We start from the raw sequence: 15,120 nt of genomic DNA on the forward strand, positions 1-15,120 counted from the left end.
GCCGCGCCGCGGGGCTTGTTCGACCTTCCGGCTGGGCGCATGGGCGCTCAGTCAACGTTTGGTCTGAAAATGCCGGTGTCCGGGCCCGCATTTGGCTGAAGCGCTCAGGCGCTCGATCTTCGATGAACCAATCTCTCGCTGCTACCGATTCCGTCGCGGATGTGGTCTCTTTGACCCGTAGTCCGGTGCGTTTGGCTGTGGATTGCATGGGCGGCGATCATGGCCCATCCGTCACGCTGCCTGCATGCCGGGCCTTCCTGGACGCTCATCCTCAGGCCGAGTTGATCCTGGTGGGCCGCTCCGACGCCTTGCAGCCCGCTGCCAGCTGGGAGCGTTGTACCTTGGTCGCCGCGACCGAGGTCGTCGAGATGGATGATTCCGTCGAAGTGGCGTTGCGCCGCAAGAAGGACTCGTCAATGCGGCTTGCCATTTCGCAGGTCAAGCCCGGACCGGACGGTGCCGCCTTGGCGCAGGCTTGCGTGTCGGCAGGCAACACCGGGGCGCTGATGGCGGTGGCGCGGTATCTGCTCAAGACGCTCGAAGGCATTGATCGTCCGGCCATCGCGACGGTCATGCCGAATCAACTCGACGGTCACACCACGGTGCTCGATCTCGGCGCGAACGTCGACTGCACCGCCGAACACTTGCTGCAATTCGCGGTCATGGGCAGCGCGCTGGTCGCGGCGGTGGAGGGCAAGGCCAATCCGACGGTTGGCCTGCTGAACATCGGCGAAGAAATCATCAAGGGCAACGACACGATCAAGCAGGCAGGCGAGCTGTTGCGCAACGCAGCCAGCCACAATTTGATCAACTTCTACGGAAACGTCGAAGGCAATGACATCTTCAAGGGCACGACCGATCTGGTTGTGTGCGATGGTTTCGTTGGCAACGTCGCGCTCAAGACCGCAGAAGGCCTGGCGGCCATGCTGACCAGCATCATCAAGCAAGAGTTCACGCGCAATCCGCTCACCAAACTGGCGGCGCTCGTGGCTTTGCCGGTGCTCAGCCGGTTCAAGCGGCGCGTCGATTACCGTCGCTACAACGGGGCGGCTTTGCTGGGTTTGCGCGGGCTGGTTTTCAAAAGCCATGGCTCGGCCGATGCCTTTGCGTTCGAGATGGCGCTCAACCGCGCTTATGATGCGGCACGAAATCGTCTGCTCGACCGAGTCCACGACCGCATTCTTGACACCATGCAGGCCCTGCCTGCGTCCTCTGAAGAAAGTGGTGGGGCTCCCCAAGTCGCCCACACCGCATGACCCATTCTTCCGCCGCCCGTTTTTCGCGTATCGCAGGAACGGGCAGCTGTCTCCCGTCGAACCGTGTCACCAACGACCAGTTGGTCGCCCGGTTGGCGCAGCACGGAATCGAAACCTCCGACGCCTGGATCCAGGAGCGCACGGGCATTCGTTCCCGGCACTTTGCCGATTCGCATATGGGTACGGCCGATCTTGGCGCCGAGGCCGCGCGCCAAGCGTTGGCGGCAGCCAGCTTGTCGGCTCAGGACATCGATCTGATCGTGGTGGCCACGTCGACGCCCGACATGGTGTTTCCGTCCACGGCCTGCCTGATCCAGCAACGCTTGGGTGTGCACGGCTGTGCGGCATTCGACGTGCAGGCGGTTTGTTCAGGCTTTGTCTACGCCATGACCGTCGCAGACGCCATGATCCGCGCAGGCAACGTTACCCGGGCGCTGGTGATTGGCGCCGAGGTGTTCTCGCGATTGCTCGATTTTTCCGATCGCACCACTTGCGTGCTGTTCGGGGACGGTGCTGGCGCGGTGGTGCTGGAGCTCGCTTCGCAGCCCGGCATTCTTGCGAGCGAGTTGCATGCCGATGGCCGTTATGCCGACATCTTGTGCGTGCCCGGGCATGTCGAGGGTGGCAGAGTCGTGGGCGGCGGCACGATCAAGATGGACGGGCCGGCTGTATTCAAGCTCGCCGTGAATGTGCTGGAAAATGGCGTGCGCGCCGTTCTCGGCAAGGCCGGGCGGGTTGAGGCGGATATCGATTGGCTGATTCCGCATCAGGCCAACATCCGAATCATGCAGGGGCTTGCCAAAAAGCTGTCGTTGTCACTGGATAAATTGATCGTCACCGTGGATCAGCACGGCAATGTATCGGCGGCCTCCATTCCGCTGGCGTTGGATCATGCCGTGCGCAGTGGTCGCGTGCGACGTGGCGATACTTTGCTACTCGAAGGGGTCGGCGGTGGCTTCACGTGGGGCGCTGTGCTCGTCGACTATTGACGAGTCAGCCCTCGTGGCAGGTTGGTCTGCGCCAGCGGTTTCTTTGAGTTTCGATCTAACGAGGTTTTTGCTTGATGTCGAATTTCGCTTTGGTTTTTCCTGGTCAAGGGTCTCAGTCGGTTGGGATGTTGAATGCCTGGGGCGATCATCCTGCGGTCAAGTCCACGCTGGATGAAGCTTCTGTTGCGCTCGGTGAGGATGTTGCCAGGCTGATTGAGCTCGGCCCCAAGGAGCAGCTCGATCTCACAACCAATACCCAGCCGGTGATGCTGGCGGCCGGTGTTGCGTGCTATCGAGCATGGCTGGCCGAGACGGGCGCGCGTCCGTCGGTTGTGGCGGGTCATTCTTTGGGCGAGTACGGCGCTCTGGTCGCGGCGGGCGTGCTGACGCTGGCTGATGCGTTGCCGCTGGTGCGCTTTCGTGCGCAAGTCATGCAAGAGGCTGTGCCGCAAGGGCAGGGCGGCATGGCTGCGATCTTGGGGCTGGATGCGCAAGCCGTGCGCGAAGGTTGCGCGCAGGTTGCGTCAACAGGCGAGGTCGTCGAGGCGGTCAACTTCAACGACCCCAAGCAGACCGTGATTGCCGGCACCAAGGCTGGTGTCGACAAGGCCTGCGAAGCCTTGAAGGCGGCCGGGGCCAAGCGCGCACTGCCGTTGCCGGTGTCCGCACCGTTTCATTCCAGCTTGATGAAGCCGGCCGCCGAGCGATTGAAAGAAAAACTTCTGGCAACTCCGTTCGCTAAGCCGACGATCGATTTGATCAACAACATCGACGTGGCTGTGACCGCTGACGCCGCCGCCATTCGTGATGCCTTGTATCGCCAAGCCTTCGGGCCGGTTCGCTGGGTTGAGGTTGTCCAGGCCATCAAGGCTCGTGGTGTGATGCACGTGTTGGAGTGCGGGCCAGGCAAGGTCTTGGCGGGCATGGTCAAGCGCATTGATGGCGATCTGGTCAGCGCCACCATCTTTGACCCGGCATCGCTGGCAGAAGCCAAGGCATTGCTCGGCTGACTGCGGCGCCAAAGTTGCAAACGCGTTGTGACAGTCTCAATAGGTAAATAGGAACAAGTGATGAGCGAATCTGTTTCTGCCAAGCAAGTGGCGCTGGTAACGGGTGCGAGTCGAGGTATTGGCAAAGCCATCGCGCAAACGTTGGCCGCGCGCGGCTATGTGGTGGTCGGCACAGCCACCACAGACAACGGCGCGCAAGGAATCACCGAGGCGTTGTCGGCTTACGCGGGCTCTAAAGGGGCGGTCTTGAATGTGACCGATGTGGTGGCTACTGACGCGGTCGTCGATGCCATCGTCAAGGAGCACGGTGCCTTGCATGTGCTGGTCAACAACGCCGGCATTACGCGAGACACTCTGTCAATGCGCATGAAAGATGACGACTGGGACGCCGTGCTCGACACCAATCTGAAGGCTGTCTTCCGTCTGAGTCGCGCGGTGATCCGTCCCATGATGAAGCAGCGCTACGGTCGCATCATCAATATCACCTCGGTGGTGGGAGCCAGCGGCAATGCAGGGCAGGCGAACTATGCCGCGGCCAAGGCCGGCGTGGCCGGGTTGACACGCTCGCTGGCTCGCGAACTGGGCAGTCGCAACATCACCGTGAACTCGGTGGCTCCCGGCTTCATTGCCACCGACATGACCGACAGTCTGCCTGACGCGCAGAAAGAAGCGTTGCTGGCGCAGATCCCGCTGGGGCATCTGGGTCGGCCGGAAGACATTGCAGAGGCCGTGGCGTTCTTGGCGTCGCCGCAGGCCGGATACATCACAGGCACCGAGTTGCACGTCAACGGTGGCATGTTCATGTCTTGAACTTGGTATACCGTTCGATATTCCTTTGCGGGGTGTCGTCGGAATGACGCCAGCACCCCGTAGAATCCCGTTTTTGTTTTGCATCACCCTCCTGGAGGAGCTATGAGCGATATTGAAGCCCGTGTCAAAAAAATCATTGCTGAACAACTGGGCGTGCCCGAAACCGAAGTCACCAACGAAAAAGCTTTCGTCGCCGATCTGGGCGCCGATTCGCTCGACACCGTTGAACTGGTGATGGCACTTGAAGACGAATTCGGCATCGAAATCCCTGACGAAGAGGCTGAGAAGATCACTACCGTGCAACTGGCGATCGATTACGCCAAGTCGCACATGAAGGCTTGAGCCCAGGCGTTGTTGGCCTGAGTTGTTTAACTAGCATCCGTACCGCATGACCCGTCGTCGCGTTGTCGTAACTGGCCTCGGCTTGGTAACCCCCGTGGGCAATACCGTGGCCGAATCCTGGGCGAATCTCGTAGCTGGCAAGTCCGGCATCGATACCATCACCAAGTTCGATCCGACCAACTTCGCTTGCCGCTTTGCTGGCGAGGTGAAAGGTTTCAATGTCGAGGACTACATCCCGGCAAAAGAGGCGCGGCACATGGACACCTTCATCCACTATGGGGTGGCGGCGTCCGTTCAGGCGGTGCGAGATGCCGGTTTGCCCACTGGCGAGGCTCTGAGCGAGGCGTTGGCCGAGCGTATTGGCTGTCTGTTGGGGTCAGGGATCGGTGGGTTACCCGAAATCGAGAATACCCACTCCGAATTGTTAAACCGCGGCCCGCGTCGCGTGTCACCGTTTTTTGTTCCGGCATCGATCATCAACATGATCGCCGGTCAAGTTTCCATTTACTTCGGCTTCAAGGGGCCAAATCTCGGCTTGGTGACCGCGTGCACCTCGGGATTGCACGCCATCGGTCTGGCAGCGCGCACCATCGAGTACGGTGATGCTGACGTCATGATTGCGGGCGGGGCTGAGGCAACTGTGTGCCCTCTGGGTGTTGGCGGTTTTGCGGCAGCGCGCGCGCTGTCCAACCGAAACGATGATCCTAAAACAGCGTCTCGCCCCTGGGACAAGGATCGCGACGGTTTCGTTCTGGGTGAAGGTTCAGGCGTCCTGGTGCTTGAAGAATATGAGCATGCAAAGGCTCGTGGCGCTACGATCTACGCTGAAGTAGCCGGCTTTGGCATGAGTGCTGACGCTCATCACATGACCGCTCCCAACGTTGATGGCCCCCGGCGCTCGATGCAACTGGCCTTGCGCAACGCAGGGGTCAATGTGGATGAAGTGCAGTACTTGAATGCACATGGCACTTCGACCCCTCTAGGCGACGTCAATGAAACCAACGCTATCAAGAACGCGTTTGGTGATCACGCCAAACAGCTGGTCGTGAATTCCACCAAGTCTATGACTGGCCACCTGCTGGGTGGCGCGGGTGGCGTGGAATCGGTGGTCAGTGTGCTGGCCATTCATCATCAGATTTCACCGCCCACAATCAACATCTTCAATCAAGATCCAGAGTGCGATCTCGACTACTGTGCCAATGAGGCGCGCAGCATGAAGATTGATGTGGCGTTGAAGAACAACTTCGGTTTTGGCGGCACCAACGGCAGTCTGGTGTTTCGGCGCGTGTGAGTCGCGTCAAGCAGACCGGTGCTTGGTGCTTCATGCGCCTTTGCTGATCCAGCTTGCATGACATCGCCTGATGCTGATGCGCAGTTGATCGAGCGAGTCAAACGCGGCGATTCCAAAGCGTTTGAAATGCTGGTCGTGAAGTATCAGCGGCGCATTGAGCGGCTGATCGGGCGGATGGTTCGAGACGTCGATCTGGTTGCCGATCTGGCGCAGGAAACCTTTATTCGCGCGTATCGGGCAATCCCACAGTTTCGAGGCGAAAGCGCGTTTTACACTTGGCTTTATCGAATCGCCGTCAATACAGCCAAAAAAGCACTGGTCGAACTCAAGCGCGACCCGATTGTCATCGACTCATCCCGCATATCAGGGGACGACGACGATGAAACTTCTCGCGTCGAAAATGAACTAACTGATGGCGAGACGCCCGAGGCTGTACTGGCAAGCCGGGAAATCGCAGCCGCCGTCAACGCGGCAATTGAGGCGCTGTCTGAAGATTTGAGGCAGGCCATCACGCTGCGTGAAATCGAGGGGCTGAGTTACGAAGAAATCGCTTCCGCGATGAATTGCCCTATCGGGACGGTTAGATCGCGGATTTTTCGCGCGCGCGAGGCGATTGCCGAGCGTTTGCGTCCACTGCTGGACACCCGCGAGGGTGAGCGTTGGTGACATGGAGCTGCTGCTATGACGGGTTCAGATCGTGAAGCCATGCGGATGTTCGAGGCACTGTCGGCTGTTGCTGATGGTGAGGCAGATGCTCAAGCAGTGGAGCAGGCTTGTGCATCCTGGCGGCATAACTCGATGGCGCGTGTGCGCTGGCATGCCTATCACTTGATTGGCGATGTATTGCGGTCGGACGAATTGGGGGCTGCCAAGGCAGACGAGTTGTTTTTGCAGCGCGTGCGCGAGCGCTTGGCCGCTGAGCCTGTTGTTTTGGCTCCCGCCTCTCTTGCTGGTGATGTTCCTGGTGATGCGAGCGGCTTGCGCAATGTCTTGCTGATGCGCGGGCGTCGCCGAATGTGGGGGGCGCCAATCGCGGTTGCCGCGGGTTTTGTCGCCATGGCTGGCTTGCTTGTCGCGGTGCGGCAGCCGGCACCTGATTCTTTGATCGATCAGCAGGTGTCGCTGGTGACCTTGCCCACGTCATCGTTGGGTGGCGGGGCTGAATCGTCGCTTGCGCAAGGTCTGGCGCCTGCCAACTCCGCAGCATTGACCGGGCAGAGCGATCCGGTGCTGGCGGTCAGCGACAACGTACTGCGCGACGCCAAGCTTGATCGCTACTTGGCGGCGCATCAAGAGTTTTCTGGTGCGGCGGTACTTGGCGAATCGTCGGGGTTCTTGCGCAGCGTGACCTACGAGGGGCCGGCGCGCTGATTCGTTTCGCATTTCAATTTCAGATGTGCGCTTTTTCATGTATCGGCGCACGGGCAGCGGAATACGCTGCCTTTTGACCTTATGGGCTGCAGTTTTTCGCGCCTGATCGCGACGCGCGCACGCCCCTCTATCGCGCTTTGTCTTCGACGCATGGTTCAGGCCAGTGATCGGGTCAAAGTCGATGGGACGCTCGTGGTGGATGGTGCCAGCAGCGCTGCAACAGAACAGGCTGATTTTTTTTGGGGCGCGCCGTCGAACTGGTCGGCTGAGTGTTGCCCTGAGTTGAAAAGGTGATGAGGATGATCAAGTTAGCGGGGTTGAATCGATTGAACATGACGTTGATCGCGACCGCCATGTTGATCGCTGGCGGAGGCATTGGCATGGTGCCGGTCTCGACATGGGCTCAGTCGACGCCCGTGATGAGAGGCTTGCCGGACTTTTCTGAACTTGTGGAGCAGGTCGGTCCGTCGGTGGTGAACATTCGTACCACGCAGAAAGTGCGCATGCGACAAGGCAGCGAAATTGACCAGCAAGCTGAATTCCAGGAATTTCTTCGGCGTTTCTTTGGCGCGCCGGGTGTTGACCCGCGCCGCGACCCACGCAACGGCGGTCCGCAAGGCGATGGCGAACCCGAACAGCAGCGCGGACTGGGATCGGGCTTCATCCTGAGTGCGGATGGTTATGTCATGACCAATGCACATGTGGTGAACGGTGCCGACGAGGTCTACGTCACGCTCACCGACAAGCGTGAATTCAAGGCGCGGTTGGTGGGGGCGGATCTGCGCACTGATGTTGCGGTGGTGAAGATCGAAGCCGGTGGCTTGCCTGCCGTGAAGATCGGTGATGTGAGCCGACTGAAGGTGGGCGAGTGGGTGATGGCCATCGGCTCACCCTTCGGACTCGACAACAGCGTCACTGCCGGCATCGTGAGCGCCAAGGCGCGTGACACTGGCGACTTCCTGCCATTCATTCAGACGGACGTGGCCATCAACCCGGGCAACTCGGGTGGACCGCTGATCAATCTGCGCGGCGAAGTGGTGGGCATCAACTCGCAGATCCTGAGTCGCTCGGGTGGTTTCATGGGGATCTCGTTTTCGATTCCGATTGACGAAGCCATTCGCGTGTCAGACCAACTGCGCGCCAGCGGACGCGTGAGTCGTGGTCGTATCGGCGTGCAAATCGACCAGGTGCCCAAAGACGTGGCAGAGTCGCTGGGCATGGCCAAACCCGCGGGTGCATTGGTGCGTGCCGTCGAAGCGGGTGGGCCGGCGGACAAGGCGGGTTTCGAGGCTGGTGACGTCATCACCCGGTTTGATGGCAAGGTCATCGAGAAGGCCAGCGATCTGCCCCGACTGGTAGGGAACACCAAGCCGGGTACCAAGTCTGTCGCGCAAGTCATGCGCCGGGGCGCGTTGCGCGATATTGCCGTGGTCGTGGCGGACACGCCCGCACCCGGCAAGGCGGCGGCCATTGCCGCCGACGAACGTTCGACGCCGGGTGTCCCGGCTCCTTTTGGTTTGACGGTTGTCGATCTGACCGATGCACAAAAGCGAGACCTGAAGATCAAAGGCGGTGTCCGCATCGAGCGCGCCGAAGGGGCGGCCGCCGCGGCTGGTTTGCGTGCGGACGACGTGATCTTGGCGATCGGCAACAAGGAAGTGACGGACGCGCGTCAGTTTCTGGCGGTGCTCAAACAACTGGATCGCACAAAGATCGTGAACGTGCTGTTCCGTCGTGGCGATCTCGCGCAGTACGCCTTGCTGCGTCCGACCAAGGAGCAATGACAAGGGTCTTCCAGCGTTCCGGCATATCCGATTGCTCGAACAGGTCTTTTCTCAATGTGAAATCGCGCAAATATTTGGCGACTTGCCGGGCTTCTTGCTTGTTGATAACTGAGCTTCACCATGAGAAGTTGGTTTCCACTAACATGGCGAGAAGGCTGGATTGGATGCGTCGGACGCTACAATGCATGCCGCGCATTCAAAATTTTGAGCAGCTGCCGGCTGGACGTGATCGGGGTCTTGTGACCCCGTTTTTGTTCCACAGATCGTCCACAGGGGTTTGTGGATAATCTGTTGATGAAATGCCCTGTTGGCGACCCGCAACAAGCGGCATGCCAGCATTGGCGCGGTTTTCAGCCCGATGCTTTTGGCTACAATGAAAGCCCAACAAAGCAGTTGCCATACATTTTTTGTTGGAAGGCGCGTCACGAGTTCGACGTGCCTTTTTTTTGTCTACACAGCGGCATGTAGCCACGCACGCTGAGTGCACGAGGCCAGACGAACCACCGAGTTGAAAGCTCGTGCGTGCACGTTGAACGTGCAGAAGATTGATCACATGGACCACATTCGTAATTTCTCCATCATTGCCCACATCGATCACGGCAAGTCGACGCTCGCAGATCGTCTGATCCAACGCTGCGGCGGTTTGAGTGATCGAGAGATGGAGGCTCAGGTGCTGGACTCGATGGATATCGAGCGTGAGCGCGGCATCACGATCAAGGCCCAGACGGCGGCGTTGCAATACAAGGCGAAGGACGGCACGGTTTACAACCTGAACCTGATCGACACGCCGGGGCACGTCGACTTCAGCTACGAGGTCAGCCGTTCGCTGTCCGCCTGTGAAGGCGCGCTGCTGGTGGTGGATGCCAGCCAGGGGGTCGAGGCGCAAACGGTGGCCAACTGCTACACCGCGCTCGATCTGGGCGTCGAGGTGGTGCCGGTGCTCAACAAGATGGATCTGCCGCAAGCCGACCCAGACAACGCCAAGGCCGAGATCGAGGATGTGATCGGCATCGATGCCACCGACGCGATTCCGTGCTCGGCCAAAACCGGCATGGGCATTGACGACATTCTCGAAGCGGTGATCGCCCGGATGCCGCCGCCCAAGGGCAACCCTGACGGCCCTCCGCGAGCCATGATCATCGACGCCTGGTTCGACAACTACGTCGGCGTGGTGATGCTCGTGCGCGTGGTTGATGGAGAGTTGAAAAAGGGCGACCGGATTCGTTTGATGGCGACCAATACGGTCTACCCGGTCGAGCATCTGGGCGTGTTCACGCCCAAGAGCGAGAACCGAGATGTGCTGCGCGCCGGGCAGGTGGGGTTCATCATCGCCGGTATCAAGGAGTTGGCTGCAGCCAAGGTGGGTGACACCGTCACCATCGAAAAGAAGCTGCCGAACAACGCAGGCCCGGCGACCGAGGCGCTGCCTGGCTTCAAGGAGATCCAGCCGCAGGTGTTCGCCGGACTCTATCCGACCGAGGCCAGCGAATACGACCAACTGCGCGACGCGCTCGAAAAGCTCAAGCTCAACGACAGCTCTTTGCGCTTCGAGCCCGAGGTGTCGCAGGCGCTGGGCTTTGGCTTTCGCTGTGGCTTCCTGGGCCTGCTGCACATGGAGATCGTCCAGGAGCGCCTGGAGCGCGAGTTTGATCAAGACCTGGTCACGACCGCGCCCAGCGTGGTCTACGAAGTCGAGCTGAACGACGGCACGGTGCTGGAAGTCGAAAACCCCAGCAAGATGCCGGAGCAGGGGCGGATCGCCGAAATCCGCGAGCCGATCGTCACGGTGCATCTCTACATGCCGCAAGACTACGTGGGCGTGGTGATGACGCTGGCCAACCAGAAGCGCGGCATCCAGCTCAACATGGCCTACCACGGCAAGCAGGTCATGCTGACCTACGAGCTGCCGCTGGCCGAGATCGTGCTCGACTTCTTCGACAAGCTCAAGAGCGTGTCGCGTGGGTATGCCTCGATGGACTATGAGTTCAAGGAATATCGCGCAGCCGACGTGGTGAAGGTCGACATCCTGATCAACGGTGATCGTGTCGACCCGCTGGCGATGATCGTGCACCGGTCGCAAAGTCAGTTCCGAGGTCGCGCGGTGGCGGCCAAGATGCGGGAGCAGATCCCGCGTCAGATGTACGACGTGGCGATCCAGGCGGCCATTGGCGCCAACATCATCGCGCGAGAAAACATCAAGGCTTTGCGTAAGAACGTGCTGGCAAAATGCTATGGCGGTGACATCACCCGCAAGCGCAAGCTGCTTGAGAAGCAAAAAGCCGGCAAGAAGCGCATGAAGCAGATTGGGAGCGTCGAGGTGCCCCAAGAAGCGTTTCTGGCCATCCTGCAAGTCGACGATTGATTTACCGAATGAGCACAATTACCGGACTGTTGTACGGCGCCCTGGTTATTTATCTGGGGGGCTGGTACGTAGGGAAGTGGAACGGCAATTTCTCGCTGCTGCTACTGATTCTGTCTGTGGTCACGCTGGCCTATTGGCTCGCCGAGCGCTTCGTGTATTTGCCGCGTCGCCAGCAGGCCGCAACGGCGCTGGAAGCCAGCGACGCCGCACGTCGGGTGGAGCTGAGCAAGCAAGGTATCAGCCAGGTCGACGGCAACATCGCCGAAGCCAAGCGCAAGGTGCTCGAGCAGCCTTGGTGGCTCGACTGGACCGCAGGCTTGTTCCCGGTGATCGTGGTGGTGTTCATGCTGCGGTCCTTCTTGTTCGAGCCGTTCAAGATTCCATCGGGTTCGATGATTCCGACGCTGCTGGTTGGTGATCTGATTCTGGTGAACAAATTTCACTATGGCATTCGGCTGCCCGTGATCAACAAGAAGATCCTGGCCAACCACGAGCCGCAGCGTGGCGACGTGATGGTGTTCCGTTACCCCGAGAACCCCAGCATCGACTACATCAAGCGCGTGGTGGGCGTGCCGGGTGACAAGGTGGCTTATCTCAACAAGCGGCTGACCATCAACGGCAAGCCAATCGAGAAGAACCCGTTGCCCGAGTTCTATGACGCTGATTCAATGCATTATTCGCAGCAATATGCCGAGCGTCTGGATGGCGTCGAGCATCGCATTCTCAACAACAAGGAGCGCGCGCCATTCGTGATGGGCGTGCACGAGTTCGAGTACAAGGACAACTGTCGCTACAGCCTGGAAGGCGTGGAGTGCACCGTGCCACCCGGTCACTATTTCATGATGGGCGACAACCGCGACAATTCCGAAGACTCGCGCTATTGGGGCTTCGTGCCGGACGAAAACATCGTCGGCAAGGCCTTCTTCATCTGGATGAATTTCTCTGATCCGAAGCGGATCGGCAGTTTCCGCTGATTTCAAACCAATCTAGGAGCACCAGCATGAATTCGCGTGCCATCTCGGCTGCACACTGCGCGTCGCGTGCCTCTCAACGCGGCATCACCTTGTTCGGTTTGATGTTCTGGGCGGTCTTTCTCGGGTTCTTTGCGCTGATCGCCATGAAGGTGATCCCGACGATCAATGAATACGCCACGATCAAACGCGTGGTCAACAAGATCGCGGCCGACGGTGGCACCAGCGTGGCCGAGGTGCGTGCCGCGTTCGAGAAGCAGAAGTCGATCGAGTACGGCATTTCGATTTCGGCCAAGGATCTCGACATCGGCAAAGAGAACGACAAGATCGTGGTCAAGTTCGCCTACGACAAGGAAATCGAGCTGATGGATCCGGTCTATCTGGTGATCAAGTACCAGGGGCAATCGAAATAACGTCGATGGCCATGAAGCAGACGCCCGCAGCCATGCAGGCGTTTCAATGGGGGCGGTGGTGACTCAAGGTTTGACCGCGCTGCAGCAGCGCCTGGGTTATCAATTCAAGACCCCAGCGTTGCTGGTGCGTGCCTTGACGCACAAGAGCTTTGGCGCCGACAACAACGAGCGCCTCGAATTTCTGGGTGATGCGGTGCTCAACCTGGCGGTGTCGGGTTTGCTGTATGCCCGGTTCGATCAGTCCGACGAAGGCGGTTTGACTCGCGTGAGAGCGCACCTGGTGCGGCAAGACATGCTGCACCGCCTGGCGCTGCAACTCAATGTGCCTGCCATCTTGCGCTTGAGCGAGGCGGAGGCGAAGGGTGGGGGGGCGCAGCGCCCGTCGATGCTCGCGGATGCCGTCGAGGCCATCATCGGGGCGATCTATCTGGACGCCGGATTCGAGCCAGCGCGGCAGCTGGTCGAACGCCTGTTCACCCCGATCGTGGCCGAGACCCGCATCGACGGTTGGGGCAAGGACGCCAAGACCGAACTGCAGGAATGGCTGCAGGCCCGCAAGCACCCCGTGCCCGACTACCGCATTGCCGCCACGCGCGGACGAGCGCATGATCAGACCTTCGTGGTGGAGTGCAAGGTGGCAGGCTATGCCATCAGCCAGACCGGCGAAGGACGCTCGCGCCGCGCGGCCGAGCAAGAAGCAGCGCGTCAGGCTTTGGCGTGCTTGAAAGAAAAGGAAGTAACTTCGCGATGACTGAGCCGACGTCTACCGGGCCCGCCGATACCAGCGCCGATGCCAATGCCACCCCGCAGCGCTGCGGCCTGATTGCCATCGTTGGCCGCCCCAACGTGGGCAAATCGACGCTGCTCAATGCCCTGGTGGGCCAGAAGGTGTCGATCACCTCGCGCAAGGCGCAAACCACGCGTCACCGCATCACCGGCATCCGCACGGTGGGCGACTCGCAGTTCGTGTTCGTCGATACGCCGGGTTTCCAGACCCGCCACAGCGCCGCGCTCAACCGCACGCTCAACCGCACCGTGCACGGTGTGTTGGCCGATGTAGATGTGGTGCTTTTCGTTGTGGAGTCTGGCAAGTTCGGTGCGGCCGATGAGCAGGTGCTGGCCTTGCTGACCACCACGGCCATGAAGAACAAGCCGGTGATCCTGGTGGCCAACAAGCTGGACACCATCAAGCGCCGTGCCGATCTCGCACCCTGGCTGCAGCAGATGCAGCAACGTCATGCCTTCACCGAGTTCGTGCCCCTGACGGCGCAGCGCGACGACGACGTGCAGCGCTTGCTGACCATCGTGCGCCCCTATCTGCCGGAGCAGGCCTGGTGGCACGAGGAAGACGCGCTCACCGACCGCAACGAGCGTTTTCTGGCTAGCGAGATCATTCGCGAGAAGCTGTTTCGCCTGACCGGCGACGAGCTGCCCTATACCTCGACCGTGGTCATCGACGAGTTCAAGGAAGAGGGCAACCTGCGGCGCATCTCGGCGTCCATCGTTGTCGAGCGCGATGCCCACAAGGGCATGGTGATCGGTGACAAGGGCGAGCGACTCAAGCGCATCGGCTCCGAGGCGCGCCAGGACCTTGAGCAACTGATGGACGCGAAAGTCTTCCTGGAGCTCTGGGTGAAAGTGCGCTCGGGCTGGGCAGACGACGAGGCCCACCTGCGCACCTACGGCTACGAGTAAAACCGTGGCGGCTCCGCGTGCACCAGCGCGTGCATCTGCGACGCGGCCCGCTGCACGGGCGCATGCCGCGAGCGAGGCGGCCTTCGTCTTGCACCACTACGACTGGAGCGAGTCCAGTCTCATCCTCGATCTGTTCACCCGCGAGCATGGCCGCGTGGCCGTGGTCGCCAAGGGGGCCAAGCGGCCTTACTCGCAGTTGCGCGCCGTGCTGCTGCCGTTTCAGCGCCTCAACGTGAACTTCGGAACGCGCCGAGGCGAGCAGGCCGAGGTGCAGACGCTCAAGTCGGCCGAGTGGCAGGGCGGCGGGCTGATGCTGGGCGGCGGGGCGATGCTGTCGGGCTTCTACTTGAACGAACTGCTGATGAAGCTGCTGGCGCGCAACGACGCCCACCCGACGCTGTTCGATGCCTATGCGCTGACGCTGCCGCATCTCGGTTCGGCCGATTTGGCGCAGGTGCAATCGGCCTTGCGCGCCTTCGAGCTGGTGTTGTTGCGCGAGCATGGCGTGCTGCCGGCCCTTGATCAGATCACGCAGACCCTGCAGCCGCTCGACCCGCAGCGTGCCTATTCGCTGTTGCCCGAGGTGGGACTGGTGGCGGCTCGCGACGACGACGGCGCCTTGCCGGGCGCCGCTGGTGCGGTATGGTGCTCGCTGGAGCAGGCGCTGGCGCATCAGCAGTGGGCGGCGTTGCAGCAGGTCTGCGCATTGGCGCTGACCGAACTCAAGGGCTTGCTGCGCGGGCTGCTCCAATATCACCTGGGGTCTCAGACGCTGCGCACCCGGCAGCTGATGATCGAGTTGGCCCAGACCTGAACCGATTGGCGT

15 protein-coding genes are annotated in these 15,120 nt (G+C 60.5%); all 15 read left to right on the forward strand.

The window, feature by feature from the left end; translation table 11 throughout:
• The first annotated feature begins 206 nt into the window (after positions 1 to 206).
• The gene (gene plsX, locus ACE3SS_RS05220) at positions 207 to 1,256 is read left to right on the forward strand and encodes a phosphate acyltransferase PlsX (RefSeq protein ID WP_374592115.1); all 1,050 of its coding nucleotides are present in this window, start codon (positions 207 to 209) and stop codon (positions 1,254 to 1,256) included.
• On the forward strand, positions 1,253 to 2,245 hold the full coding sequence (locus tag ACE3SS_RS05225; RefSeq protein ID WP_374592060.1) for a beta-ketoacyl-ACP synthase III: 993 nt from the start codon (positions 1,253 to 1,255) through the stop codon (positions 2,243 to 2,245). The genes plsX and ACE3SS_RS05225 overlap by 4 nt, the downstream gene beginning before the upstream one ends.
• Positions 2,246 to 2,319: 74 nt before the next feature.
• Positions 2,320 to 3,255, forward strand: coding sequence for an ACP S-malonyltransferase (gene fabD, locus ACE3SS_RS05230; protein WP_374592062.1), 936 nt, complete (start codon positions 2,320 to 2,322; stop codon positions 3,253 to 3,255).
• A 60-nt stretch (positions 3,256 to 3,315) separates the two neighbouring features.
• Positions 3,316 to 4,065: a 3-oxoacyl-ACP reductase FabG gene (gene fabG, locus ACE3SS_RS05235; RefSeq protein ID WP_374592064.1), complete on the forward strand. Its 750-nt coding sequence runs from the start codon at positions 3,316 to 3,318 to the stop codon at positions 4,063 to 4,065.
• Between the two features lie 102 nt (positions 4,066 to 4,167).
• Positions 4,168 to 4,407, forward strand: a complete 240-nt coding sequence (gene acpP, locus ACE3SS_RS05240; RefSeq protein WP_374592066.1) for an acyl carrier protein — start codon at positions 4,168 to 4,170, stop codon at positions 4,405 to 4,407.
• 46 nt (positions 4,408 to 4,453) lie between these two features.
• Complete coding sequence (gene fabF, locus ACE3SS_RS05245) at positions 4,454 to 5,698, forward strand: beta-ketoacyl-ACP synthase II (protein ID WP_374592068.1); 1,245 nt, start codon at positions 4,454 to 4,456, stop codon at positions 5,696 to 5,698.
• A 57-nt stretch (positions 5,699 to 5,755) separates the two neighbouring features.
• Positions 5,756 to 6,364, forward strand: a complete 609-nt coding sequence (gene rpoE, locus ACE3SS_RS05250) for an RNA polymerase sigma factor RpoE (RefSeq protein ID WP_374592070.1) — start codon at positions 5,756 to 5,758, stop codon at positions 6,362 to 6,364.
• 15 nt (positions 6,365 to 6,379) lie between these two features.
• Positions 6,380 to 7,069, forward strand: a complete 690-nt coding sequence (locus ACE3SS_RS05255; RefSeq protein ID WP_374592072.1) for a sigma-E factor negative regulatory protein — start codon at positions 6,380 to 6,382, stop codon at positions 7,067 to 7,069.
• 332 nt (positions 7,070 to 7,401) lie between these two features.
• The gene (locus tag ACE3SS_RS05260; protein ID WP_374592074.1) at positions 7,402 to 8,853 is read left to right on the forward strand and encodes a Do family serine endopeptidase; all 1,452 of its coding nucleotides are present in this window, start codon (positions 7,402 to 7,404) and stop codon (positions 8,851 to 8,853) included.
• Between the two features lie 553 nt (positions 8,854 to 9,406).
• Positions 9,407 to 11,215, forward strand: a complete 1,809-nt coding sequence (gene lepA, locus ACE3SS_RS05265; RefSeq protein ID WP_374592076.1) for a translation elongation factor 4 — start codon at positions 9,407 to 9,409, stop codon at positions 11,213 to 11,215.
• An 8-nt stretch (positions 11,216 to 11,223) separates the two neighbouring features.
• Positions 11,224 to 12,189 carry a signal peptidase I gene (gene lepB / locus ACE3SS_RS05270; protein ID WP_374592078.1) on the forward strand — a complete coding sequence of 322 codons (966 nt, stop codon included), beginning with the start codon at positions 11,224 to 11,226 and terminating at the stop codon, positions 12,187 to 12,189.
• 26 nt (positions 12,190 to 12,215) lie between these two features.
• A complete protein-coding gene (locus ACE3SS_RS05275; protein ID WP_374592080.1) occupies positions 12,216 to 12,599 on the forward strand; it encodes a DUF4845 domain-containing protein in 384 nt (127 codons plus the stop codon).
• A 46-nt stretch (positions 12,600 to 12,645) separates the two neighbouring features.
• The gene (gene rnc / locus ACE3SS_RS05280; protein ID WP_374592082.1) at positions 12,646 to 13,350 is read left to right on the forward strand and encodes a ribonuclease III; all 705 of its coding nucleotides are present in this window, start codon (positions 12,646 to 12,648) and stop codon (positions 13,348 to 13,350) included.
• The gene (gene era, locus ACE3SS_RS05285) at positions 13,347 to 14,294 is read left to right on the forward strand and encodes a GTPase Era (protein ID WP_374592084.1); all 948 of its coding nucleotides are present in this window, start codon (positions 13,347 to 13,349) and stop codon (positions 14,292 to 14,294) included. Before rnc ends, era begins: the two co-directional genes overlap by 4 nt.
• 4 nt (positions 14,295 to 14,298) lie before the next feature.
• Complete coding sequence (gene recO / locus ACE3SS_RS05290; RefSeq protein WP_374592086.1) at positions 14,299 to 15,108, forward strand: DNA repair protein RecO; 810 nt, start codon at positions 14,299 to 14,301, stop codon at positions 15,106 to 15,108.
• Positions 15,109 to 15,120 lie beyond the last annotated feature (12 nt).

This window comes from Aquabacterium sp. (assembly GCF_041915145.1).
Classification (GTDB): domain Bacteria; phylum Pseudomonadota; class Gammaproteobacteria; order Burkholderiales; family Burkholderiaceae_C; genus Aquabacterium.

What these genes read in the sequence shown, in the direction of transcription:
- fabD (WP_374592062.1), top strand. Translation starts at nt 2,320, where the DNA reads ATGTCGAATTTCGCTTTGGTTTTTCCTGGTCAAGGGTCTCAGTCGGTT.
- ACE3SS_RS05260 (WP_374592074.1), top strand. Translation starts at nt 7,402, where the DNA reads ATGACGTTGATCGCGACCGCCATGTTGATCGCTGGCGGAGGCATTGGC.
- ACE3SS_RS05275 (WP_374592080.1), top strand. Translation starts at nt 12,216, where the DNA reads ATGAATTCGCGTGCCATCTCGGCTGCACACTGCGCGTCGCGTGCCTCT.
- lepA (WP_374592076.1), top strand. Translation starts at nt 9,407, where the DNA reads ATGGACCACATTCGTAATTTCTCCATCATTGCCCACATCGATCACGGC.
- era (WP_374592084.1), top strand. Translation starts at nt 13,347, where the DNA reads ATGACTGAGCCGACGTCTACCGGGCCCGCCGATACCAGCGCCGATGCC.
- plsX (WP_374592115.1), top strand. Translation starts at nt 207, where the DNA reads ATGGGCGGCGATCATGGCCCATCCGTCACGCTGCCTGCATGCCGGGCC.
- lepB (WP_374592078.1), top strand. Translation starts at nt 11,224, where the DNA reads ATGAGCACAATTACCGGACTGTTGTACGGCGCCCTGGTTATTTATCTG.
- rnc (WP_374592082.1), top strand. Translation starts at nt 12,646, where the DNA reads ATGGGGGCGGTGGTGACTCAAGGTTTGACCGCGCTGCAGCAGCGCCTG.
- acpP (WP_374592066.1), top strand. Translation starts at nt 4,168, where the DNA reads ATGAGCGATATTGAAGCCCGTGTCAAAAAAATCATTGCTGAACAACTG.
- fabG (WP_374592064.1), top strand. Translation starts at nt 3,316, where the DNA reads ATGAGCGAATCTGTTTCTGCCAAGCAAGTGGCGCTGGTAACGGGTGCG.
- ACE3SS_RS05225 (WP_374592060.1), top strand. Translation starts at nt 1,253, where the DNA reads ATGACCCATTCTTCCGCCGCCCGTTTTTCGCGTATCGCAGGAACGGGC.
- fabF (WP_374592068.1), top strand. Translation starts at nt 4,454, where the DNA reads ATGACCCGTCGTCGCGTTGTCGTAACTGGCCTCGGCTTGGTAACCCCC.
- ACE3SS_RS05255 (WP_374592072.1), top strand. Translation starts at nt 6,380, where the DNA reads ATGACGGGTTCAGATCGTGAAGCCATGCGGATGTTCGAGGCACTGTCG.
- rpoE (WP_374592070.1), top strand. Translation starts at nt 5,756, where the DNA reads ATGACATCGCCTGATGCTGATGCGCAGTTGATCGAGCGAGTCAAACGC.